Origin of the sequence: Halogranum amylolyticum (assembly GCF_900110465.1) — an archaeon.
GTDB lineage: Archaea > Halobacteriota > Halobacteria > Halobacteriales > Haloferacaceae > Halogranum > Halogranum amylolyticum.
This window is the reverse complement of record NZ_FODV01000004.1, coordinates 86,108-107,136: the sequence shown is the minus strand read 5'-3', so window position 1 is coordinate 107,136 and position 21,029 is coordinate 86,108. Positions and strand designations below refer to the sequence as shown.

Genomic DNA, 21,029 nt, shown 5'->3' with positions numbered 1-21,029 from the left:
GACCGCGTCGTCGCTCGGGCCAAGAGATCAAGTACGGTGACGGAACCATCGACGGCGTGATCTGACGCACGCCGCGGGGCGGGTCGCGACCGTACGGCACGCCGTCCCGCGTGTTCGCCGCCGTGCCGTCTGTCAGCCCCTACAGGTCGCCCACCCAGACGTCGCCGGCGACTAGTCCTCCGCCCCCGGTCTGTCGTCCGGTTCGACGGCCACGTCGGTCGACAGCCCGAACTCCGCGGCACGCTGTCGCCACGACTCCGTGTAGCCCTCGTCTCGCTTGTGGACGGTGCTCTCGCCGGACCGGATGCGGTCCAGTTTGAGGTCGGACTCCTCGATGAGTCGTTCGCCGATCTCGCTGGAGACGACGCCCGAACGCATCGCGTCCATGATGGCGCCCTTCTCCCGCTGGAGCACCCGGCGCTCGCCCATCAGCACCTGCTCGTGACGGAGTTCCGGGTTGTTCTGTAGCAGCGTCGCGATCGCCTCGTCGAGGTCGGACTTCTCGCGGCCGTACTCGGCTTCGAAGTCTTCGAGCACGTCGCTCGGGATCTCCCCGCTCGCGTGGAGTCGGTCGGCGGCGTCGAGTGCGGCGTCGACCGCGCGGGCGCGGCCGACGAGCAGTTCGTACAGCTCCTCGGCGTCGGTCCGCGTGACGATGCCCAGCCGGGACAGCAGGCGTCCCATCGTCAACCCCTGGACGATCAGCGAGAAGGCGGCGACGCCGAACACCATCGCCTTCAGTTCCGCCGTCGGCACGCCCGGCGGAGCCTCGGTCTGGAGACCGAGCACGAGCGCGATCGGGATCGAGGCGTGAAGGCCTCCCCAGACCATGACGTGTTGGTACGACCGGGGGACGGTCTTGTGGCCGCGGAGGTTGAGGAGCGCCGTCAACGGGTAGACGATCGCCGCTCGTGCGAGGATGACGAGGACGATCCCGGCGACGATGAGCTGCCAGTTCTCGACGAGTCTCGGGATGGGCGTCCGCACGCCGATGGCGACGAAGATGAACGTGTTGACGAGGAACGCTGCGGTCTCCCAAGTGTTGAACACCGACACTTTCGTCCGGGGACTCATCGCGTACTCCGCACCCTGGTTGCCGATGAACAGCCCCGCCGCGACGGTGGCGATGACGCCCGAGACGTGCAGATAGTGCTCTGCGAGGACGAAACTCCCGTAGGCGAGCACGATCGTCAGGACGATCTCGGTCATCTGTTCGTCGAGGTTCACCATCACGCTGTAGACCGCGTAGCCGGCGACGAGACCGACGACGAGGCCGCCGAGGCTCACGACCGCGAGTTCGGCGGCGACTTCGGCCGCCCGTCCTGGTTCGAGCAGGACGCTGGGACTCGCTCCGTCGTGCAACAGCGCGAGGAGCGTCGAGAAGACGACGACGCCGACGCCGTCGTTGATGAGGCTCTCGCCCTCGACGAGCACTGACAGCCGGTCGGGCGCACCCAACTCCTCGAACAGCGCGAGAACGGAGACGGGGTCGGTCGGGAGCACCATCGACGCAAACAGCAGCGAGACGAGCAGCGTATAGTCGAACGCGTACGTCCCGACGAACCCCAAGAGCGTCACCGAGATGAGCAGCCCCGGCACCGCGAGCGTCAGGATGGGAACGAGGTTCCGCCGGAACCGTTCGAGGTCGGTCGTCGCCGCTCCCTCGAACAGCAGCGCGGGCAACAGCACGAGTAGGATGAGGTCGTGTGAGAGCTGGAGCTCCCGGGCGAACAGCTGTTCGATGACACCGACGTCGTAGACGGCGACGACGATGGAGACGCCGAGTCCGGCGAGGAGAAGCGCGATCGTGTAGGGAAACCGTCCGACTTTGGCGACGAACGTCCCGACCGCACTCGCGATGAGGAACACCGAGAGCAGCAGGATGAGCGAGTCGACGACGGCGGTCCCGGCCTCGGCGGCCATCACGACTGGCCTCTCGGGACGGAGCGGCGTCGTGTGATCGGCGTCGACTCGTCCTGCTCGGGGGCGTCGACTCGACTCTCGATAGTCGGTCGGCGGAGTCGTCGCGTTCCGGCCCAACGGTCGTCCAGCGTCGCCCACTTCGGGCACGAACTCATTGTCGACAGCGACTCTCGGCGCGTGGAAAAGTCCACGGGCCACGGGCAGTCGGCATCGCTCGCACTGGCCGGACTAGCTGCTTCCGTGGACGCCGCTCGCGGTCGAACGGCGGCAGAAGAGGATGACAGCGTCGCGGAGACCGTGGTTGACAGTGTCCGCGGTCGGCCGAGTCGTTACTTGTACTCCGTGATGGTCAGGTCGTAGGAGCCGCTGCCCGAGTACGAGTCGACGTCGACCTGCATCGCCGTCGAGTCGTCGGGGTTGTCGATGGTGATCGACTCCTGGCTGTCCGTCGTGTAGGAGGCGTAGTCGTAGTTGCTCGGCGACGCGTTCGTCGTCGTCCCCGTGTTGACGTAAAGGTCGAAGTCGGCGTCGCTCGGGCCGTCGAGTTCGACGACGACCTTGCTCGGCCCGCTGTAGCTCCACGAGTACGAGTAGTCGTCGTAGTCGTAGGAACTGGATAGCGACCCCGAGGCCGTGGTGGTCGTCGAGTCACCCGAACCACCGTCGCCACCGTCACCGCTGCCCGGTTCGGTGCCGACCGCGTTCGCGGCGTCGACGCGACCGCTCCCCTGTTTGTCGCTGGAGAGTCCGACGTCGACGGCGGTGGCCTTCAGGTGGTCGCGAAGCTCGGTGTTCGTCAGGTCCCACTGAGCGAGTGCGAGTCCGGCGACGCCGGAGACGACCGGCGTCGCCATCGACGTCCCCGACAGCTGTTCGTAGGAGCCGCGGGCTTCGGTCGTCGTCGCGAGGACGTTCGTGCCCGGGGCAGCGAGTTCGACGGAGTCGCCGTACTGCGAGTAGGAGGCGAGCGTCTCGTCTGGGTCGAGCGCCGAGACGGCGAGACACTCGCTGTAGGCGGCCGGGTACGAGACGCTGCTGGAGCCGTCGTTGCCCGCGGCGGCGACGACGAGTGCGCCGTTGTTCGTCGCGTAGGAGACGGCGTTCTTCATCGTGCTAGTGTAGCCACCGCCGCCGAGCGAGAGGTTGATGACGTCGGCACCTTGGTCTGCGGCCCACTCGATGGCGTCGGCGATGTCGGCGGTCGACCCGCTGCCGCTCTCGTCGAGTGCGCGCCCGTTGATGAGCGAGGAGTCGCTGATTCCCGCGGTACCGGTCCCGTTGTCGGTGACGCCGCCGGCGATCCCCGAGACGTGCGTCCCGTGGTACTCGTCGGAGAGAACGTCCGGGTACGGGTCGCTGTCGTCGTCGGCGAAGTCGTAGCCGGGGTTCGACGCGAAGTTCCCCGAGAGGTCCGGGTGATCGTACTGAGCGCCGGTGTCGACGACGGCGACGGTGACCGACGAAGAGCCGAGCGTCGTGTCCCACGCCGTGTCGGCGTTCACCTGCTGCGGCGCGTACTGGTCGCCGAAGCGCGGGTCGTTCGGCGTCAACAGCGTCTGGTGCGTCGCGTTCTGCTCGGCATACTTGACGCGGTCTTTTTTGGTGACGGCGTCGATGAAGTTCTCGCGCGCTGTCTCGGAGGCGTCCGAGGGGAACTGCACCGCGACGTAGCTCAGCGTCTTGTTCTCGTGGACGATTCGCGCGTTGCCGGGAACGGCGCTCTCGACGACGTCCGAGGGACTGTCGCGTCCCTGTGCGACGCCGACGAGGATCTCGTCTTCCTTCGGACCGGGGTTCCGACCGGGCGTCGCCGATGCGACGCCACCGAACGCGCCGGCGAGGCCGAGCGCACTCGTCGCCTGAAGGAACCGTCTTCGCTTCATATGTGGGGTGCCATCTTCTGACATGATGCGACCTGTACTGCAGACCGTCTATATTTATATTTTTTCTTTTTTTCTTGTATATAACAAATCACATTACTCGCGCCAAACACTGGAATATATTTGAAAGGTGCGCACGCCACCGGCGTGAAATCAGCAACGATATTGGTCCCCACCGACTTTCAACGGTATGGACGTGCTGGACGGTCGTCCCGACGACTCACGTGGCCATCGAGAAGGGGTGGCGCTGTTCGTCGACGGGCCGAACATCCTCCGAGACGAGTTCGACGTCGACCTCGACGACGTGCGCGAAGCCGCGAAAGAGGCGGGCCGACTCGTGGCCATCCGCCTCTACGTCGACGAACACGCCACGCCCGGCCTGATCCAGGCCGCCGAAGCCCGCGGCTACGAGGTCGTCGTGACCAGCGGCGACGTCGACGTGAAACTCGCCGTCGACGCGACCCGCGTCGCCGTCGAAGGCCGTGCGGAGACGTTCGCCATCGCCTCCCGCGACACCGACTTCAAACCGGTGCTGGAGGTCGCAAACGCCTACGGGATGCGGACGTTCGCCATCGCACCCGGTACCCACGGTCGGTCGGACGCGCTGCGGAACTCCGCCACCGAGAGCGTCACGCTCGGCGAGTGAGCGTTCAGGACAGCAGGCTACACCCCATGGTCGTCGAGACAGTTCGGTCCGTGACGGCGCGGTCCGCCCGAACCGCGACGTCGGTCGCCGAGTCGCTGCGGTCGAACAGCTCGGAGCCGACTACAGCGGTCGCTTTCTCCCCGTCGCTGCCGATCTCGAGTCGGTAGTCTGCGGGTTCGAGCAGGTCGATCGCGACCACATCGAGAAGCGAGCGACGCGAACGTCGGGAGGAGACGGCGAGCGGTTGAGTCGTCGCCGTCAAACGTTTTGTCGTCGACTCCCCAGGTCACTCCGCGAAGAACTCGAGGAGCGCCTCCGCCACGCGGACGGACTCCTCGTGGTGGACCCAGTGGGTCGCGTCTTCACAGCGCAGGAGTCGGCCGTCGTCACACAGGTCGACGCTCTCGCGGGCCATCGACTTCCGGAGGAACCGGTCGCGCTCACCCCAGACGACGAGCGTCGGCACCGTCACTCGGGTCCGTCGCGGCCGCGGGCGACTGCGGACGATAGCCCGATACCAGTTGAGCATCGCACGGAACGCGCCGGGTCGGTTCCACGCCTCCCGGTAGCGCTCGAAGTCGGCGACGGTGAACGTCCCCGGGAGGCTCGTCCGGCGCATCGTCCGGACGAGCGGCTGCCAGCCGTGGACTCGCGAGACCAGTTCGGGGACGACCGGCAGCTGGAAGAAGAGGACGTACCAACTCCGGAAGCGCTGGTCCCAGTGGCGACGCATCGTCCGGTCGAAGACGTGGGGGTGCGGAACGTTGACGACGCAGAGTTTCTCGACCCGGTCGGGGTGATGGAGGGCGACCCACCACGCGACCGCCGCCCCCCAGTCGTGGCCGACGAGGTACGCGCTCTCTGCACCGAGGGCGTCGACGAGACCGACGACGTCGGCGGCGAGTTCGTCGAGGTGGTAGGCGTCGACGCCGTCGGGTTTGTCGCTGAGGTTGTACCCGCGCTGGTCGGGAACGACGACGCGGTAGCCGGCGTTCGACAGCGGTCGCAGTAGGTCGTGCCAGCCGTACCAGAACTCGGGGAACCCGTGGAGGAGGACGACGAGCGGCCCGTCTTCCGGTCCGGTCTGGACGGTGTGTAGTCGGACGCCGTTGGTCTCGACGTACACCGACTCGCCCGGATCTTCGGCCGGGTAGCCCTCGGGAGTCGCGGTCTCGACGTTCATCGCTACCAGTGCGCACCCGGCGGTATTAGCGGTTGCGTGCGGTGGGGGTCGAACGTCGGTGGGGACTACGCGATGCGGACGACCGCCTCGGTGAGCCAGCAGTCGACGAACCGGCCCGACGGCTGACGGGCGAGGCGGAACTCGTAGACGGTCTCGTGGCCGTCGTCGTCGACGACGGTCACCTCCTGTCGGGCGTCGTCGCCGTACCGTTCGATGGGAGTCGTCCCGACGCGGTCGAAGTCGACGAGCGGTGCGTAGCGCTCGCTCCTGACGACCTTCGAGAAGCGAGTCAACGGGCCGACGACGCGGCGGACGGCGGGCGAGGCGAAGACGAACGCGGTCTCGATGCCACTGTCGGGATACGGGTCGTCGTTGGCGCGGAGGGCGTCGAGTTGGAGTTCGACCACCGTCTCGGGCGGGAGCGACGGCGTCGGGCGGGGCAACCCGTGGTTGACGTACTGTTCGTTCACGTACTGTGGTACGCCGTGGCAGGGCATATACTTGTTTCCCCTGTTCGGCAGTTACGCACTACCTACCGTCGGTCTTCGTCGGAAGCAGTGACGCACCCGGCTCAGTCGCGGCCGTTGGTCGCGGCCGTCATCGTCCAGACGGCCGTCAGGCCGAGTACGAGCGCCGGCAGCATCGGGAGCGCGAGGAACGCCGCGATGTAGGGGATACCGAACGACGCCGGAATACCCGGAAAGAGGTAGATACTCCCGGGGACGACGAGAAACGAGAGGACGACGACGGCGACGAGCAGCCACCCCTGTCGGCCGAACCCACCTTCGACCGCCGACGCGTCGCTGGCCGGTTCCTCGGTGCCGTCGGGGCGGTGGACGTAGCCGCCGTCTGTTCTCCCGTCGTGGTCGGTCTCAGAGCTCACTATCGGGGATTACCACCACTTTACCAAAGCCCTCACGGTTCTCGATCATCTCGTGGGCGCGGTCGGCCTCGCTCATCGGTACCGTCTCGCGGATGCGGGGTTCGAAGGTGCCGTCCCAGACGAGTTCGAGCACGTCGTCGACCTGTCCGGGCGTCGCCATCGTCGACCCGATGACCGACAGCTGGTTCCAGAAGATGCGGTTGAGACCCGCATCGGGGTTCGGTCCGGTCGTCGCGCCGCAGGTGACGACGCGACCGCCCTTCGCGAGGCTCTTCAGCGAGTCCTGGTACGTCGCCTCGCCGACGTGGTCGACGACGACGTCGACACCGCGCTTCCCGGTCAGCTCTTTGATCTCCTCGGCGAAGTCGTCGTCTTCGTAGTTGATGACGTGGTCCGCACCGCAGTCGCGGGCGTACTCGAGTTTCTCCTCGGTCGAGGCCGTCGCGAACACCTCCGCGCCGGCGTAGTCGGCGATCTGGACCGCGGCGTGGCCGACCCCGCCCGACGCGCCGAGCACGAGTACCTTCTCGCCGGCCTCGAGGTCGGCGCGGTCGACGAGCATCCGCCACGCGGTCTGGAAGACGAGCGACGCCGACCCGGCGACCTCCCAGTCGACGTGGTCCGGCACCGGGACGAGATTGTCTTCCGGGACAGTCGCCTTCTCGGCGTGGACGCCGCGGACGTGTTCACCGATGATGTGGAAGCGGACACAGAGCGACGGATCGCCGTCGCGACAGAACTCGCACTGTCCGCAGGCGACGCCGGCACTGACGGCGACGTGGTCGCCCTCCTCGAAGCGGGTGACGGCCTCGCCGACGGCCTCGACGACGCCCGCGGCGTCGCTGCCGGGGATGTGCGGCATGTCGAGATCGACGCCCGGCAGTCCCTTCCGCGTCCAGATGTCGAGGTGGTTCAACGCGCCGGCCTTGACGTCGACGAGTACCTCGTCGCGGTCCGGTTCGGGGTCGTCGAACTCGTCGTAAGTCAGCACGTCGCGGTCGCCGTGTTCCGTAAATTGAACGGCCTTCATCGTAATTCGTCCGTTCACCCGAAGATGTAAAACTGTGAGCTTTCGTAGAATGTCTTGCCCGTAGTTCGTCGTCTGTCGAAAGAGCGGAGCGAAAGTGAACGACGTGGTGATTTTTCCGCTCACGTTCCGAAGCGGGAGGCATGAGCGAGGACCCGCTCCACGGACGCGACGAGCACGAACTGGAAGGCGACCACGAACAGGACGACCACACCCACGCGGACGCCGACACTCACGACGAGCACTCCCACGGAGACGACCACGGCAAGACGCACGACGAGGAACACGGCCACCACCACCACGACGTCGACACCGTCCGGTACGCCGTCGTCACCGTCTCCTCCTCCCGGTCGCTCGACGACGACCCCGCTGGCGACGCCATCGAGACGGCCATCGAGGCCAACGACGACGACATCACCGTGCGCAACCTCCTGCCCGACGACTACGACAAGGTACAGGGCGAGGTTCACAACCTGGTCGGCCGAGAAGACGTCGACGTCGTCGTCACGACGGGGGGGACGGGCGTCACTCCCGACGACGTCACCGTCGAGGCCACCGAACCGCTCATCGAGAAGACGCTGCCGGGGTTCGGCGAACTCTTCCGTCGACTCTCTTACGACGAGATCGGGACGCGCGTCGTCGGGACGCGAGCGATCGGCGGCGTCGTCGACGGAGTCACGGTCTTCTGTCTACCCGGCAGCGAGAACGCTGCCCGACTGGGTGCCGAGGAGATCATTGTCCCCGAAGGGAGCCATCTGGCCGGGTTGGCGCAGCGGGACGAAGACGAGGCGGACGAGGAGAAGGAGGCAGACGAGGAGAACGGAGCGAGCGACCGCGGCGAGAGCGACGAGGAGTAGGTCAGTACGGCGCGTAGAACACCCAGTCCTCCGCCGGGACGGTGACGTCGACGTACCCGTTCGCGTCGGTCGTGACGTCGCCCATCGACCCGCTGTAGTCGTGGAGCGTCGTGTTCGCCCACGAGGTGTAGACGTTCTGCGTCTTCGTCGACGACCCGTCGTTGTTCAGCCCGACCAGCAGGTTGTTGTACCGTTCGTAGATTGCGAGGTCGTAACTCGTGTGCCGGAAGTACGTCTCGCCGCCACAGAGGTTCTTGCGAACCCACACCATGTTGTTGACGTCCGAGTCGTCGAGGATGGCGTTCGGGTAGAGGTTGTACACCATCGGGAACCCCTCGATGGTGAGCACGAACGCGTGGGCGAGATGATACTGTGAAGGTGCCCCCTCGTCGTGGTTCTGAACGAACGGTCGAGCGTGCCACGGGTCCTGTGCGACGAGGCCGGCACCGGCGAGGCGACTCATGTCGCCGTACTCGAACACCGAGTCGAGAACGAAGTACAGCGGGTAGTCGAACGCGTCCATCCCGGTGTCGGCGTAGGTCTGGACGTAGTCGACGCTCCCGCTGAACACCTCACCGACGCGTTTCATCCCCAGTTCGTCGGCCTTCGGGTTGGCGTAGTCGCGCCAGTACTTCTCTTCGACGTGTTTGACGGCGTCGTAGCGGTAGCCGTCCGCGTCGAAGGAGGCCATCTTCTCCATGTAGTTCATCAGTTCGCCGCGGACGTAGTCCGACGTCGAGGACTCGTACTGCGCGAGGTCCGGGAGGCCGAGCAGTTCACCGTGTTCGACCTGATGGTCGTCGTCGTAGTCGTCGATAGAACCGACGTCGTGGTGGAAGTCGTCGTAGCTGAACCGCGGGAAGTCGTAGTCGTACCCCGTCGCCATGTGATTCATCACGCAGTCGAAGTACACCTCCAGCCCCTCGCTGTGGGCCGTGTCGACGAGCGTCTGGAGATCCGCCTCCGTCCCGAACTCGCTGTCGAACGTCGTGAAGTCGACCGGTTGGTAACCGAGCGGCGGGTCGTTACGTCCGTCCTGGTCCTCCCACGTCAGATCGCTCTGCTGTGGTGCCTGAATCCAGACGGCGTCGTACCCCTTGTCGGCGACCTTCGAGAGGTTGTCCGTGATGGTGGGCCACGTCTCGTGGAAGTACTGGAACGCGACGAGGTCACCGGAAGCGGCCGTCGCGGTGTCGGCGACGGTCGCCGTCCCGGCCGCGCCGAGACCGGCGACGCCGAGCGCGCCGAGCACCTGCCGACGGGTGACGCCGGGCCCGCCTGCCCCGTCCGCGTCGTCTCTCCCGACCGTACCGGCCGCTTCACTCGACGGGAGGAGATCCGTCCACGTCGTCTCGGCGGCGTTGCGCGTTCGTTCGATCGCCGCGGCCCGGCGTGCCCGCTCGTCGGGGTCCGCGCGGGCCGCTCCCGCCTCGGCTTCGCGCCTGGCGGTCTCGCGCATCGATGCACGACGCCGCTCGCGCTCGTTCCGATCCGTCGGCGACTGCCCGCTGCTCCCGTCGTCCGTGGCTTCGTCCGTCATACACGATTGTTGTACTAAGACTTCGTACATATATCTAGGTGTAGTAGAAAGATGATTCTATCTTATACTACTGCTCAAATTAATAAGCGATCCGACGGATAGTGCGATCGGTCGACACGCCGTCGATTCGACAGCAATCCTTGTCGTGTCGCGTCCCTTTATCAGCCTCGACCGCAACTCCCGAGCATGAGCAATCAGCAGCCGCCCGAGCAGGAAGAGGAGGACCCCTTCGCGGGCGAGAAAGACCCGCGACTCCGCAGTTCGGAAGTGACGCAGGGTGCAGAGCGCGCCCCCCACCGCGCGATGTTCCGCGCGATGGGGTTCGACGACGAGGACCTCTCCTCGCCGATGGTCGGTATCGCCAACCCCGCCGCCGACATCACGCCGTGTAACGTCCACCTCGACGACGTCGCACAGGCGGCCATCGACGGCGTCGACGACAACGGCGGGATGCCCATCGAGTTCGGCACCATCACCATCTCCGACGCCATCTCGATGGGCACCGAGGGGATGAAGGCCTCGCTCATCTCGCGGGAGGTCATCGCCGACTCCGTCGAACTCGTCTCGTTCGGCGAGCGAATGGACGCGCTCGTCACGGTCGCCGGCTGTGACAAGAACCTCCCCGGGATGATGATGGCCGCCATCCGGACGGACCTCCCCTCCGTCTTCCTCTACGGCGGCTCCATCATGCCCGGCCAACACGAGGGTCGCGACGTGACCGTCCAGAACGTCTTCGAGGGCGTCGGCACCTACGCGGAGGGGAAGATGAGCGCCGACGAACTCGACGACCTGGAGCGGCACGCCTGCCCCGGTGCAGGCTCCTGCGGCGGGATGTTCACCGCGAACACGATGGCCTCCATCTCCGAGGCGCTCGGCCTCGCACCACTGGGCTCGGCTTCCCCGCCCGCAGAGTCCGAGGAGCGCTACGACGTGGCCCGTCGCGCCGGCGAAGCCGTCCTCGAAGCCGTCGAGAACGATCTGCGCCCCTCGGACATCCTGACGAAGGAGTCCTTCGAGAACGCCATCGCCATCCAGGTCGCCATCGGCGGGTCGACGAACGCTGTCCTCCACCTGCTCGCGCTCGCCGCCGAAGCCGGCATCGACCTCTCCATCGAGGAGTTCGACGAGATCTCCCGCCGGACGCCGAAGATCGCCAACCTCCAACCCGGCGGCACGAAGGTGATGAACGACCTCCACGAGGAGGGCGGTCTCCCGGTCGTCGTCCGGCGGCTAGTCGACGCCGGCCTGTTCCACGGCGACGCGATGACGGTCACCGGCCGGACGATCAGCGAGGAGCTCGAACAGCTCGACCTCCCCGACGACGAGGACGTCTCGGGCGAGTTCATCTACACCGTCGACGACCCGTATCAGGAAGAGGGAGCGATCAAGATTCTCACCGGCAACCTCGCACCCGACGGTGCGGTGCTGAAGGTGACCGGCGACGACGCGTTCCACCACACCGGCCCCGCCCGCGTCTTCGAGGGTGAGGAGGACGCGATGCGCTACGTCCAGGAAGGACACATCGAGTCCGGCGACGTCATCTGTATCCGCAACGAGGGACCGAAAGGCGGTCCCGGGATGCGCGAGATGCTGGGCGTCACCGCCGCCGTCGTCGGCCAGGGCCACGAGGACGACGTGGCGCTGCTGACCGACGGGCGGTTCTCCGGTGCGACGCGCGGACCGATGGTCGGCCACGTCGCGCCCGAGGCGGCCGTCGGCGGTCCAATCGCCCTGCTCGAAGACGGCGACGAGGTGACCGTCGACATCCCGGAACGCGAACTGTCGGTCGACCTCTCCGAGGAGGAGCTCGACGCCCGGAGAGACGACTGGGAACCGCGTGACCCGCCGTACACGTCCGGCGTCCTCGCGAAGTACGCCAACGACTTCGGCTCCGCCGCGAACGGCGCGGTGACGAACCCCGGTGCGAAGCAGCGAGACTGAGCTGTCTCCCTTTTGATCCACATTTTGCGAGGGAGCGAGCGAAGCGAGCGACCGCGTGACGTTGGAGTCGACGGCGTCCTGCGTGGATCGGAGCCAGAGCACTAATCTGTCTGACGGCGAAGAAGTAACTAGATGAGTTCAAGCCGTCCAGGTTCTCCGCTTGAACAACAGCTCAAACGTCTCTCGTCTGTCGAGTCACTCGGCGACCTCTCGGAGCGACAGTGGAAGGTCCTGAAGTTCATCCTCGTCTTGGTCGCGATCATCCTCGTCTACGCCGTCATCTACCAGATCGGGATGGCACGCTTCGAGGGCGAAGAGCGGTCGTTTCTGCGGTCGCTGCAGACCGTCATCAACACGTTGACCACCACTGGTTACGGGGGTGACGCCCCGTGGCAGTCGGATATCATGAACGCACTGCTCGCCTGGTATCAGATCTCCGGCGTCATCATGGGCTTTGTCACCCTCCGAATCCTCATCATCCCGCTGTTCGAGCGTGCGCCGGTCATCCTCGACGAGCGGTTGACCGCCAAAGACGGTCACGTCGTCGTCTGTGAGTACGGACGCGGCAAGGACGTCCTGCTCGACGAACTGCAGGAGTCCGACGTGGAGTACGTCCTCGTCGACTCCGACAAGGAGGAGGCGCTAGACCTCTCGAACCGCGACTACCAGGTGATCGACGGCGACCCGACGAAGACCGAGACGCTGCAGCGGGCGTCGGTCGGAGACGCCGGACTCGTCGTCGTCGACGCCCGAAACCGGAACGCGAGCATCGTGCTCACCGCCCGCCAGCTGAACGAGAACGCGCGTATCGTCTGTCTCACCGAGACGCCCCAGCGACGCGAGGCGCTCGAGCGAGTCGGCGCCGACTGCGTCGTCTGTCTGCCGGCGCTCATCGGACAGCGGCTGGCCGAGAAGGCCTCCGTCACGTTCAACGCCGAGACCGCGCCGGACGTGATCGGCGACGGACCCGTCGTCCGCGAGCTGCTCGTCCGCCGCAGCGGCCCGCTGCACGGTGAGTCGGTTGGAAAGACCGCAATCGCCTCGAACCCGGAGCTGAGGGTCGTCGCCGCCTGGATCGACGGTGAGCTCCGACTGCCGCCGCGCGAGGAGGACGTGCTCACGTCCAACGCGACGCTCGTGGTCGTCGGCCCCGAAGAGGCGTTCGACGCGATACGGACGCAGGTGACGGGAATCCGGTCGCCACGCACTCACTCGAGCGTCGTCGTCGCCGGTCTCGGCGAGGCGGGGCAGTCGGTGGTCGATAGCCTCCCGGACGGGGTGGACGTGACGACGCTCGACGTCGACGAGACGACCGACGCGGACGTCGTCGGCGACGCCAGCGAGCGGACGGTGCTCTCGGAGGCCGGCGTCGAGGACGCGACGGCGCTCGTCGTCGCCGTCGACGACGACGACACGGCGCTGTTGACGGCTGCCGTCGGCCGCGCGATGACCGACGACATCGAGATCCTGGCGCGGATGACCGAAGACGAGAACGTCTCGAAGGCGTTCGACGCGGGCGCGGACTACGCGCTCTCCGAACAACGGACGACCGCCCGGATGATCGCGAGCGAGATCTACCGGGACCGGATCTTCCACCCCATCGGACAGGTCCGGTTCGTGGAGTTCGACGGTGAACCGTTCGTGGACCACACGCTCAGCGAAGAGGAGGAGCGCCTCGACAGCGGCGTCGTCCTCGTCGGCGTCCGCCGGGACGGTGCGTTCTACACCGCCGACGACACCGACATCTCGGCGGGCGACTCCGTCGTCGTCGCCGGCACCGACGAACGACTACGAGAACTGGAACACGAGATACAGTAGCGGACGGGGGGCGCTCCGCTCGGCATCGGCGCGATTCGTCTGCGAGAAAGTGGGACAGCGAAGACTCGCACCGCTCGTCTCAGTGTTCCGTTTCGTTCCGCAAAAGTGGGACCGCCGAGATTCGAACTCAGGTCCTACCGACCCCATCGGCAGAGGATACCACTACCCTACGGTCCCGCTGTGTCTGCTGTTTTTCCGCATTACAGGCGACGGTCGACTGTCGTTTAAGACCTTCGTTTCGGCCGCGCGCGAGAAGTGCTGTCACGATACGGCGACCGAGGACGACGTCTCAGACCAGCACGCGTTCGAGACGGACGACCTCGCCGCTTTCGGCGTCGGGGTCACCGACGAGTCTGCCGAGACAGACGACCGCGTCGTCGGGGGTGTAGCAGGCGACGAGCGCGTCGCGGGCGGCGTCGTCCTCGACGTCGATGACGCCGGGAGCGTAGACCTGGGCGCCGTGGGCGACCTGTTCGGCCGCGCTCGGGGCGATCGTCACGCTGGGGAGGTGTGTCAGACTACGCTCGGCGGGGGCGACGATCTCTCGGAGTGGGTCTTCGTCGCCCTCTTCGGCGAACGCGAGTGCGTCGACGAAGTCGTGGAGCGTGACGAGGTCGGTGTCGTCGAACGGGTCGGTTCGGGTGCGTCGGAGATGGCCCATGTGGCCGCCGGTGCCGAGCGCGAGCCCGAGGTCGTGACAGAGCTTCCGGACGTAAGTGCCGCTCTCGCAGCCGATTCGGAGCAGCACCTTCCGGTCGCGAACTTCGAGTACGTCGAGGTCGTACACCGTCCGGGTCCGGAGTCGCCGGGAGACGGCGCTCTTGCGCGGCGGTTTCTGATACAGCTCTCCCTCGAACTCGGCGACGACGGCGTCGAGATCAGTCGGCGCGGGACCGTGGAGTTCGAGCACGGCGACGTACTCCTTCGCTCCCTCGAGGAAGACCTGCGCGAGTCGAGTGGCGTCGCCGAGGAGGATCGGGAGACAGCCGGTCACCTTCGGGTCGAGCGTGCCCGCGTGGGCGGCCTGCTCGACGCCGGCGAGGTCGCGGACCCACCCGGAGACCTGGTGAGCCGAGGGACCCGGCGGCTTGTCGAGGTTCACGACCCCGAAGTTCAGCAGTTCGTCGACGCCGCGGTCCGCGGGCGGGCCTCGCATGGTCAGAAGTCGTAGACGACGCCCTCGACGGGCGCTTTCCCCTCGTCGGTGTTGGGGTCGTAGGAGTCGACCGCCGTCGTGAGCATTCCGAGGACGCCCTCGGGACTCCAGCGGGCCGTGTTGTAGACGATGTCGTAGATGCCGCGGTCGCCGATCTCGATGTTGTAGTACTCCATGTAGCGTTTGGCCTCGCTCATCTCGCGGCGTTTGGTCTCCTCGCGGGCGACCTCGACGTCCTTGCCCTCGCGGTCGGCGATGCGCTCGGCGCGGATGTTGAGCGGTGCGTCGAGCCAGATGCGGATGTCGGCCTCGTCGGCCGCCAGCCAGCCGGCGAGTCGCGACTCCAGCAGCACGTCGTCGCGCTCCTGGGCGATCTCGTAGAGCCGTCGGTCGAGATCGCGGTCGATCTGGTCGTCCTCTTCGGCCAGTTCGTTGAACTCGACCGGGGAGTAGCCGCGTTCGGCGGCGAGCTCGCGGAAGATGTCGCCGCCGCTGATATGTTCCAGTCCGAACGCTTCGGCCAGTCCGGCCGCAGTCGTGCTCTTCCCGCTTCCCGGCGGGCCAGAGACGGTCAGTAACATACCGTCATTCGGTCGGTGCTCCTCAAAACGGTTGCCGTTACGGACGCGCGTGGCGTGTGCGGACGAACCACGCACAGACCGGACCGCTCCGTGGCAGTGGGGGTGTTTGCAACGGAAACACGCTCTCCACGAGGATTCCGAGTCGATGACGACCGCGGGCGACGACAGGGAGAATCGAGACCGCGAAGAGAGTTAGCTCGTCGACGGCGTCGTGCTGATGTTCAGTCCCTTGCGAATGATCTGGGTGAACGCCATCGAACAGAGGAAGTACCAGATGATCCACGTCTGGATGGGGCCGAGGATCTGTTCGGTCCACTCGACTTCCCCACTCAGCGGCAACACGAGGTTCTGCAGGTCCACGTGAACCGGGTTGCCGCCGATACCGATGGCCCAGTACATCCACAGGAACACCGGGATGGTGAGGAACATGATCCACACCATCGGGCGGAACTGCTCTTTGAACATCCCCATCTGGTCGCCCATCGCCTCCATCTGCTCCTCCTGGATGGCCTCGAGCGCAGCGTCGTCACCGCGCTCCTGAGCGTCCTTCCGGCGCTGCTGGATGTCTTTCATCCGTTCTTGGTACGCCCCCATCTTCTCCATGTTCATCAGGTTCGCCTGCAGGAGCGTCGAGTACAGCCCGGTACCGAGCGCGAGCACCATCACGACGGCGTAGAACGGCAGCAGTTCGGCCAGCGGACCGAGCAGGACGTCCATCGCACCGCCGATGACGTTTCGGACTTGTGTGACCGAGTAACCGAGGAAGAGACCGACCGTCACGAGGGCCGCACCCTTGTCGTACTTCGACCACGTCGTCCCCTCGACGTCGTCGACGCCGGACGAACTCGTCGCGCTCGCAGCACTCGCCGTCGAGTCGTCGTTTTCGAGTGCGTTCCGGGTCGCCTCGGGGTCGGCCAGCGCGAACCCCTCGTCGCCGTCGACGAGGACGCCCTTCTCGATGAGTCGACCCCACTGTCCGCTCGAGATGTCGTCTTTCACGTCGACCCACTTGACCTCGCCGTCCTCCGAGCGGGCGAGGACGGTTTCGATGGCCCCTCGCATCTCCGGATCGTTGGAGACGAGCGACCGAACCTTCGATTCGATACGTGCCATTACTTCTCCGTTGGCAACCACCGTTTATCAAGCTTTTACTCTGACGTTCGTACGCACGAAACGCTCAGTCACTCCCACAGCGAGGTCGAAATCTCGCTACTAAACTATCGTCCCACGGGTATCGTTGCGCTCGGACTGTCTTCGCCGTCGACCTGTCGAACCACACTGTTCGATCGACAGTTCAGAAAAGTGTCTATTTAACCGAGCGACTGCGGCCACGTGGGGGCACGGTAGTCTCACCACAGGTTTGATAGGCAAACGTTCGGTAAAATTCGTCATTCCGAATAGATATAGCATAAAATATTCCGATTTAATTCGGGATTGAGATGGGTAACTAAGTCTGTATTCGACGATTTGGTTTCGTCGGGAGACCCCCGGCTGATAAACCAATGGTAGGGAAATTCGGAAGACAGGTGCTCGTGGTGTTCGTCGTGATGACCATCGCTCTCAGCGGCTTCGCCGGTGTGGCAGCCGCTCACGACAACCACGATAAAAAGGACAAAGACGAGAAGAACGACGCCGAGCAACGGCAGCAGAGTCACGCAAGCGCTTGGGCACAACAGGTCGGATACAACAACGACCTCGACCAACGCCAGAAGAACCGACAGGCTCAGTGGGCCGCGCAGGTCGGCAAGTACAACGACGCGAACCAGCAGCAGGACAACGACCAGCGCCAGCGGGCCAGCCAGAAGGGCAAGTACAACGACGCCGATCAGACGCAGAAGAACGACCAGGACCAGGTGGCGCTGCAGGCCGGCTACAAGAACGACGCCGACCAGAAGCAGGAGAACGACCAGCGCCAGCAGGCCAGCCAGAAGGGCAAGTACAACGACGTCGACCAGACGCAGAAGAACGACCAGAACCAGGGCGCTCTGCAGGTCGGAAAGTACAACGACGTCGACCAGAAGCAGGACAGCAAGCAGGACCAGCAGTCGAGCCAGAAAGGCTCGAAGAACTCTGCGAGCCAGACCCAATCTAGCAGTCAGACCCAGGTCGCATACCAGGGCTGAGTCGCTTCGCGACTTCGAGACACTCCCGCCCGGACCAACCGCCCGTGGACCGCCCCCCCGCGGAGTCGCTGCCTCACACGGCGTGACTCGACTCGAGAAGGAGACCCGTCTCGTCGCGGAGTTTCGACGTGTTCGACCACGGACTCCGTTTTGTGCGTACTTTCGCACTATAGTGCATCGCTCGCGAGGAGTACGCCGCTCACGTCCGGGTGTTGGTACCGCAGAAACGAGACGGTGGCCGCGTTCAGTTTATTCGCGCAGTTCCGAGGCGAGACGGTCGAACACGTCGTCCGGGGTGCCCTCGCCCTCGATCTCGACGAGCGTCCCCTCCTCGCGGTAGTGTTCGACGACGGGTTCGGTGTTCTCGTGGTAGACGCGGAGTCGTTCGCGGACGGTCTCCTCGGTGTCGTCGTCGCGCTGCGTGAGTTCCGCACCGCACTCGTCGCAGACCCCCTCCTCCTCGGGTTGGTTAAACTCGACGTGGTAAGTCGCGCCACAGTCGGGACAGACACGACGGCCGGTGAGTCGGCGGACGAGTTCCTCCTCGTCGACGTCGAGGTAGAACACGTAGTCGAGGTCCGTCACACTGTCGAGATACTCGACCTGCGAGAGGTTCCGCGGGTAGCCGTCGAGCACGTAGCCGTCGGCGTCTTCGAGCGCCGTCTCGACGATCTCGTTGACGACGGGGTCGGGGACGAGTTCGCCCTCGTCCATGTACGAGGCGGGCGTCCCGTGTTCGGTCTCCATGTGTTTGTTCTCCCGAAGCGCGTCACCCGTCGTGACGTGTTCGAGGTCGAACTCGGCGGCGAGTCGCTTGCTCTGCGTCCCTTTACCTGCACCCGGCGGTCCGAGCAGGAGCACGTGTTCGTCGCTCATACGTTACCTGTCCCGCTCCGGGGTTAAAATCTTGTAGAAACACGCGGGTTTGTCGTGAACGTCACGCGTCGAACGCGGCGGCCGATAAGCAGGAACTCCTTTCCGGTTCCTCTCCGGGAGACTGTTGCGAGAGAACGTTCGCCCGGTGCGACCATCTTTCGGTTGCGGCAACACCGTCTGCTACCCGTGACGCAGAGCGACAGTTTCAACTCCGGGCTTCCCGTCGCCCGAGATAGCTGCCATGGTGGACGACGCACTTCGGTCGCCCCGAGACGCCGAACTGGTCGAGTCGGTCGCAAGCTACTGGGTCTCCCTCGACCGCGGATGGCGAGCGACGGCGCTCGGTCTCACAGTCGTCGTAGTTCACGCGCTGCTGCAGGTCGCCTGATGGCGAGGACCACACTGGGAGACGTCGCCCCCGGCGTGGCGGTGTTGGCGGTGCTGGCCGTCGCCGCACACGTCCTCGCCGGCGTGGTTCCGGGTGTGAGTGCCCTCATCGTCGCCGTCGCGCTCGGCGCGCTCGTCGCCAACGCCGTCGGCACCCCCGACTGGGCGTCCGGCGGTGTCGCGACCGGGTCGCTGTTTCTCGAGGTCGGTATCGTCCTCCTCGGTGCGAGCGTGTCGCTCGCCGAGATCCGCGAGTCGGGACCGCTCGTCGTGTTGCTCGTCGTCCTCACGGTGGGCGCCGGCGTCGTCGGCGTCGAACTGCTCGCGCGGCAGGGGTTCGGACTCCGAGACAAGATGGCGTCGTTGCTGGCGGCGGGGTCGAGCATCTGCGGCGTCTCCGCTGCGGCCGCCGTCGCCGGCACCATCGACGCCGACGGCGACCAACTGACGCACGTCGTCGCGACCGTCCTCCTCTTCGACGCGGTGACGCTCCTCGTCTTCCCCGTCGCCGGCGACCTGCTCGCGCTGTCCGGCAAGCAGTTCGGCGTCTGGGCCGGACTGAGCATGTTCTCGACCGGCCCGGTCGCCGCCGCCGGATTCGCTCACTCGCCGGTGGCCGGTCGCTGGGCGACGGTGACGAAACTCACCCGCAACTCGCTTCTGGGGGTCGTCGCGGTCGGCTACGCGGCCCGGTACGCCACGGACGAGGGGACGTCGGACACGAAGCTCCGACAGATCTGGACAGAGTTCCCGAAGTTCCTCGTCGGCTTCCTCGTCGTCGCCGCCGTCGCCAACACCGGCGCGCTCTCGTCGGCGACGCTCGCTTCCATCGACACCGTCGCCGACTGGCTCTTCACGCTCGCGTTCGTCGGCCTCGGCTTCGACATCCAACTGGCGAAGATGCGCGACACGGGACTGACGCCGGTGCTCGTCGTCCTCGTCCATCTCCTCGGGGTGAGCGCGCTCACGCTCGTCGCCGTAACGACGCTGTTCTGACGCCCAGACTGGCGGGTCGTCGGCGACTCGGGCTCGTCGGCCCGACGTCGGCCTCGTCGCCCCGCTTTTCATCCCCGACCGCGTAGCCGGAGGTATGACGAGATTCGAAGCCGACACGCCGGCCGAACGTCGGAAACTGTTCGCCGACGGCATCGTCGCCCACCGCAACCGCAGCAGCGCCTACCTCACGATCGAAGCCGACCCCGACCCGGAGCTCGACGGCACCGACGAGGACGGCGACCCGCTGCCGACCGCGTGGGTCCAGTTCTCCGAGAAGACGTTCAACTTCGACGTCACCGACGACGAGTTGGACCGACTGAAGGCGATGCTCGAGGAGTTCCCCGAGTTCCGCATCGACCAACTGGAGAGCCCCGAGACCGCCGAGGGGACGAACGTCCGCGTCTCCGCCCGCTCGGACGCCAACCGCCTCGCGGGGTTCGTCGACCGGCTGTTCCAGGAGGTCTACGGGCGGGACGAGCACTACCGTGCGTGGGTCGTCGCGCTCTGAGATAGTTCACGAACGTTCGTTAGCTTCGCCGACGCGAGGGGAACGAACTAAGCCCGACGCTGACAAAGCAACTCGTATGAATCTGGTACGAGGAACGACACAGACGTGTCTAAACCGGCCGTTCGCTGCGTCCTGCCCGTCGGGAGGTGGCGTCCGTGGTTAGATCCCTCTTCGACGCACCGCTCGTACCCGTCGCCAACGAGGACGACGCCGTCGCGACGTGTACGGCGACGTTTCCGCACGTCGCGGACGCCGGAGGACGAATGCTTGTCGTCCACGTCGTCGAGAAGGCCGGCGGCGCGCCCGACAAGGCGTCGGTAGAACAGCGAGAGAAACTGGCGGAAGAGCTGTTCGAGGAAGTGCGCGAACGGGCCGCCGAAGCCGGCGTCGACGTCGAGACGCGACTGCTGTACGGAACCGACGTCGGCGAGACGATCCTCGACGCCGCACGCGACGAGGACGCCAGCGCCATCGTATTCACGCCACGCGAGGGCAAGAAGTGGTGGGACATCTTCGGCCACGAGGCGCGCGACACGCTCGTCGAGGACAGCGATCGACCGGTCGTCGTGCTGCCGGGTGCTGACGAATGAGTGACGACTGTTCTTCGCTACTCCGGGCGGTCACCACGACAGAGGTGACCCGCGATGAGTGACGACTGTTCTTCGCCACTCCGGGCGGTCACCACGACAGAGGTGACCCGCGAT

Annotated in this window: 22 protein-coding genes and 1 tRNA gene; 9 read left to right on the top strand and 14 right to left on the bottom strand. The window is 65.9% G+C overall.

The annotated features are described in order from the left end of the window. Positions 1-171: 171 nt before the first annotated feature. From BSG17_RS09150 to BSG17_RS09145, 3 genes are all read right to left on the bottom strand, one after another. Positions 172-1,923, bottom strand: coding sequence for a cation:proton antiporter (locus BSG17_RS09150; RefSeq protein ID WP_089823261.1), 1,752 nt, complete (start codon positions 1,921-1,923; stop codon positions 172-174). Continuing rightward, on the bottom strand, positions 1,923-2,078 hold the full coding sequence (locus BSG17_RS26925) for a hypothetical protein (protein ID WP_170864764.1): 156 nt from the start codon (positions 2,076-2,078) through the stop codon (positions 1,923-1,925). Before BSG17_RS26925 ends, BSG17_RS09150 begins: the two co-directional genes overlap by 1 nt. Before the next feature lie 174 nt (positions 2,079-2,252). Beyond that, complete coding sequence (locus BSG17_RS09145; protein WP_089823259.1) at positions 2,253-3,830, bottom strand: S8 family serine peptidase; 1,578 nt, start codon at positions 3,828-3,830, stop codon at positions 2,253-2,255. A gap of 163 nt (positions 3,831-3,993) precedes the next feature. Between BSG17_RS09145 and BSG17_RS09140 the strand changes: the two genes are divergently transcribed. Then, positions 3,994-4,449 (top strand): NYN domain-containing protein, encoded by a 456-nt coding sequence (locus BSG17_RS09140; RefSeq protein WP_089823257.1) that lies wholly within the window; start codon positions 3,994-3,996, stop codon positions 4,447-4,449. 4 nt (positions 4,450-4,453) lie between these two features. Here BSG17_RS09140 and BSG17_RS09135 read toward each other — a convergent pair whose 3' ends face one another. From BSG17_RS09135 to BSG17_RS09115, 5 genes are all read right to left on the bottom strand, one after another. Then, the gene (locus tag BSG17_RS09135; protein ID WP_089823255.1) at positions 4,454-4,711 is read right to left on the bottom strand and encodes a hypothetical protein; all 258 of its coding nucleotides are present in this window, start codon (positions 4,709-4,711) and stop codon (positions 4,454-4,456) included. Between the two features lie 24 nt (positions 4,712-4,735). Beyond that, a complete protein-coding gene (locus BSG17_RS09130) occupies positions 4,736-5,632 on the bottom strand; it encodes an alpha/beta fold hydrolase (protein WP_089823253.1) in 897 nt (298 codons plus the stop codon). A 65-nt stretch (positions 5,633-5,697) separates the two neighbouring features. Further along, positions 5,698-6,102, bottom strand: coding sequence for a DUF4864 domain-containing protein (locus BSG17_RS09125; protein ID WP_170864763.1), 405 nt, complete (start codon positions 6,100-6,102; stop codon positions 5,698-5,700). Between the two features lie 101 nt (positions 6,103-6,203). Further along, positions 6,204-6,515 carry a DUF7977 family protein gene (locus tag BSG17_RS09120; RefSeq protein WP_089823248.1) on the bottom strand — a complete coding sequence of 104 codons (312 nt, stop codon included), beginning with the start codon at positions 6,513-6,515 and terminating at the stop codon, positions 6,204-6,206. Then, positions 6,505-7,545, bottom strand: coding sequence for a zinc-binding dehydrogenase (locus tag BSG17_RS09115; RefSeq protein ID WP_089823245.1), 1,041 nt, complete (start codon positions 7,543-7,545; stop codon positions 6,505-6,507). Before BSG17_RS09115 ends, BSG17_RS09120 begins: the two co-directional genes overlap by 11 nt. A gap of 140 nt (positions 7,546-7,685) precedes the next feature. Here BSG17_RS09115 and BSG17_RS09110 point away from each other — a divergent pair, with 140 nt between their 5' ends. Further along, the gene (locus BSG17_RS09110; protein WP_089823243.1) at positions 7,686-8,399 is read left to right on the top strand and encodes a MogA/MoaB family molybdenum cofactor biosynthesis protein; all 714 of its coding nucleotides are present in this window, start codon (positions 7,686-7,688) and stop codon (positions 8,397-8,399) included. 1 nt (position 8,400) lies between these two features. On the opposite strand, the gene BSG17_RS09105 is transcribed toward BSG17_RS09110, so the two are convergent. Then, positions 8,401-9,939, bottom strand: coding sequence for an alpha-amylase domain-containing protein (locus BSG17_RS09105; RefSeq protein ID WP_211609090.1), 1,539 nt, complete (start codon positions 9,937-9,939; stop codon positions 8,401-8,403). A 186-nt stretch (positions 9,940-10,125) separates the two neighbouring features. Here BSG17_RS09105 and ilvD point away from each other — a divergent pair, with 186 nt between their 5' ends. After that, positions 10,126-11,880, top strand: coding sequence for a dihydroxy-acid dehydratase (gene ilvD, locus BSG17_RS09100; protein ID WP_089823241.1), 1,755 nt, complete (start codon positions 10,126-10,128; stop codon positions 11,878-11,880). A gap of 132 nt (positions 11,881-12,012) precedes the next feature. Further along, entirely contained in the window at positions 12,013-13,698 is a 1,686-nt protein-coding gene (locus BSG17_RS09095) for a potassium channel family protein (RefSeq protein ID WP_089823239.1), read from the top strand. A 106-nt stretch (positions 13,699-13,804) separates the two neighbouring features. On the opposite strand, the gene BSG17_RS09090 is transcribed toward BSG17_RS09095, so the two are convergent. The 4 genes from BSG17_RS09090 to BSG17_RS09075 form a co-directional block, all read right to left on the bottom strand. After that, positions 13,805-13,875, bottom strand: a tRNA-Pro gene (locus tag BSG17_RS09090). 112 nt (positions 13,876-13,987) lie between these two features. Continuing rightward, on the bottom strand, positions 13,988-14,854 hold the full coding sequence (locus BSG17_RS09085) for an RNA-guided pseudouridylation complex pseudouridine synthase subunit Cbf5 (RefSeq protein WP_089823237.1): 867 nt from the start codon (positions 14,852-14,854) through the stop codon (positions 13,988-13,990). 2 nt (positions 14,855-14,856) lie between these two features. Then, complete coding sequence (gene cmk, locus BSG17_RS09080) at positions 14,857-15,435, bottom strand: (d)CMP kinase (protein ID WP_089823235.1); 579 nt, start codon at positions 15,433-15,435, stop codon at positions 14,857-14,859. Between the two features lie 192 nt (positions 15,436-15,627). Beyond that, positions 15,628-16,548 carry a DUF106 domain-containing protein gene (locus tag BSG17_RS09075; protein ID WP_089823233.1) on the bottom strand — a complete coding sequence of 307 codons (921 nt, stop codon included), beginning with the start codon at positions 16,546-16,548 and terminating at the stop codon, positions 15,628-15,630. Positions 16,549-16,937: 389 nt separating this feature from the next. Between BSG17_RS09075 and BSG17_RS09070 the strand changes: the two genes are divergently transcribed. Next, positions 16,938-17,558 carry a hypothetical protein gene (locus tag BSG17_RS09070; RefSeq protein WP_089823231.1) on the top strand — a complete coding sequence of 207 codons (621 nt, stop codon included), beginning with the start codon at positions 16,938-16,940 and terminating at the stop codon, positions 17,556-17,558. 249 nt (positions 17,559-17,807) lie between these two features. Here the strand turns inward: BSG17_RS09070 and BSG17_RS09065 are convergent, their stop codons facing one another. Further along, positions 17,808-18,434, bottom strand: coding sequence for an adenylate kinase (locus BSG17_RS09065; protein ID WP_089823229.1), 627 nt, complete (start codon positions 18,432-18,434; stop codon positions 17,808-17,810). Between the two features lie 241 nt (positions 18,435-18,675). Between BSG17_RS09065 and BSG17_RS26920 the strand changes: the two genes are divergently transcribed. From BSG17_RS26920 to BSG17_RS09050, 4 genes are all read left to right on the top strand, one after another. Continuing rightward, positions 18,676-18,822, top strand: a complete 147-nt coding sequence (locus BSG17_RS26920; protein ID WP_170864762.1) for a hypothetical protein — start codon at positions 18,676-18,678, stop codon at positions 18,820-18,822. Next, on the top strand, positions 18,822-19,817 hold the full coding sequence (locus BSG17_RS09060) for a YeiH family protein (protein ID WP_089823227.1): 996 nt from the start codon (positions 18,822-18,824) through the stop codon (positions 19,815-19,817). The genes BSG17_RS26920 and BSG17_RS09060 overlap by 1 nt, the downstream gene beginning before the upstream one ends. 94 nt (positions 19,818-19,911) lie before the next feature. Beyond that, positions 19,912-20,325: a DUF7975 family protein gene (locus BSG17_RS09055; RefSeq protein WP_089823225.1), complete on the top strand. Its 414-nt coding sequence runs from the start codon at positions 19,912-19,914 to the stop codon at positions 20,323-20,325. 146 nt (positions 20,326-20,471) lie between these two features. After that, a complete protein-coding gene (locus BSG17_RS09050) occupies positions 20,472-20,915 on the top strand; it encodes a universal stress protein (protein ID WP_089823223.1) in 444 nt (147 codons plus the stop codon). The last annotated feature ends 114 nt before the right edge of the window (positions 20,916-21,029 follow it).

Coding starts and splice junctions, on each gene's coding strand:
- BSG17_RS09140 (WP_089823257.1), top strand. CDS start 3,994: ATGGACGTGCTGGACGGTCGTCCCGACGACTCACGTGGCCATCGAGAA.
- cmk (WP_089823235.1), bottom strand. CDS start 15,435: ATGTTACTGACCGTCTCTGGCCCGCCGGGAAGCGGGAAGAGCACGACT.
- BSG17_RS09095 (WP_089823239.1), top strand. CDS start 12,013: ATGAGTTCAAGCCGTCCAGGTTCTCCGCTTGAACAACAGCTCAAACGT.
- ilvD (WP_089823241.1), top strand. CDS start 10,126: ATGAGCAATCAGCAGCCGCCCGAGCAGGAAGAGGAGGACCCCTTCGCG.
- BSG17_RS09070 (WP_089823231.1), top strand. CDS start 16,938: ATGGTAGGGAAATTCGGAAGACAGGTGCTCGTGGTGTTCGTCGTGATG.
- BSG17_RS09105 (WP_211609090.1), bottom strand. CDS start 9,939: ATGACGGACGAAGCCACGGACGACGGGAGCAGCGGGCAGTCGCCGACG.
- BSG17_RS09085 (WP_089823237.1), bottom strand. CDS start 14,854: ATGCGAGGCCCGCCCGCGGACCGCGGCGTCGACGAACTGCTGAACTTC.
- BSG17_RS09055 (WP_089823225.1), top strand. CDS start 19,912: ATGACGAGATTCGAAGCCGACACGCCGGCCGAACGTCGGAAACTGTTC.
- BSG17_RS09150 (WP_089823261.1), bottom strand. CDS start 1,923: ATGGCCGCCGAGGCCGGGACCGCCGTCGTCGACTCGCTCATCCTGCTG.
- BSG17_RS09145 (WP_089823259.1), bottom strand. CDS start 3,830: ATGTCAGAAGATGGCACCCCACATATGAAGCGAAGACGGTTCCTTCAG.
- BSG17_RS09130 (WP_089823253.1), bottom strand. CDS start 5,632: ATGAACGTCGAGACCGCGACTCCCGAGGGCTACCCGGCCGAAGATCCG.
- BSG17_RS09115 (WP_089823245.1), bottom strand. CDS start 7,545: ATGAAGGCCGTTCAATTTACGGAACACGGCGACCGCGACGTGCTGACT.
- BSG17_RS09075 (WP_089823233.1), bottom strand. CDS start 16,548: ATGGCACGTATCGAATCGAAGGTTCGGTCGCTCGTCTCCAACGATCCG.
- BSG17_RS09060 (WP_089823227.1), top strand. CDS start 18,822: ATGGCGAGGACCACACTGGGAGACGTCGCCCCCGGCGTGGCGGTGTTG.
- BSG17_RS26920 (WP_170864762.1), top strand. CDS start 18,676: ATGGTGGACGACGCACTTCGGTCGCCCCGAGACGCCGAACTGGTCGAG.
- BSG17_RS09110 (WP_089823243.1), top strand. CDS start 7,686: ATGAGCGAGGACCCGCTCCACGGACGCGACGAGCACGAACTGGAAGGC.
- BSG17_RS26925 (WP_170864764.1), bottom strand. CDS start 2,078: ATGAGTTCGTGCCCGAAGTGGGCGACGCTGGACGACCGTTGGGCCGGA.
- BSG17_RS09065 (WP_089823229.1), bottom strand. CDS start 18,434: ATGAGCGACGAACACGTGCTCCTGCTCGGACCGCCGGGTGCAGGTAAA.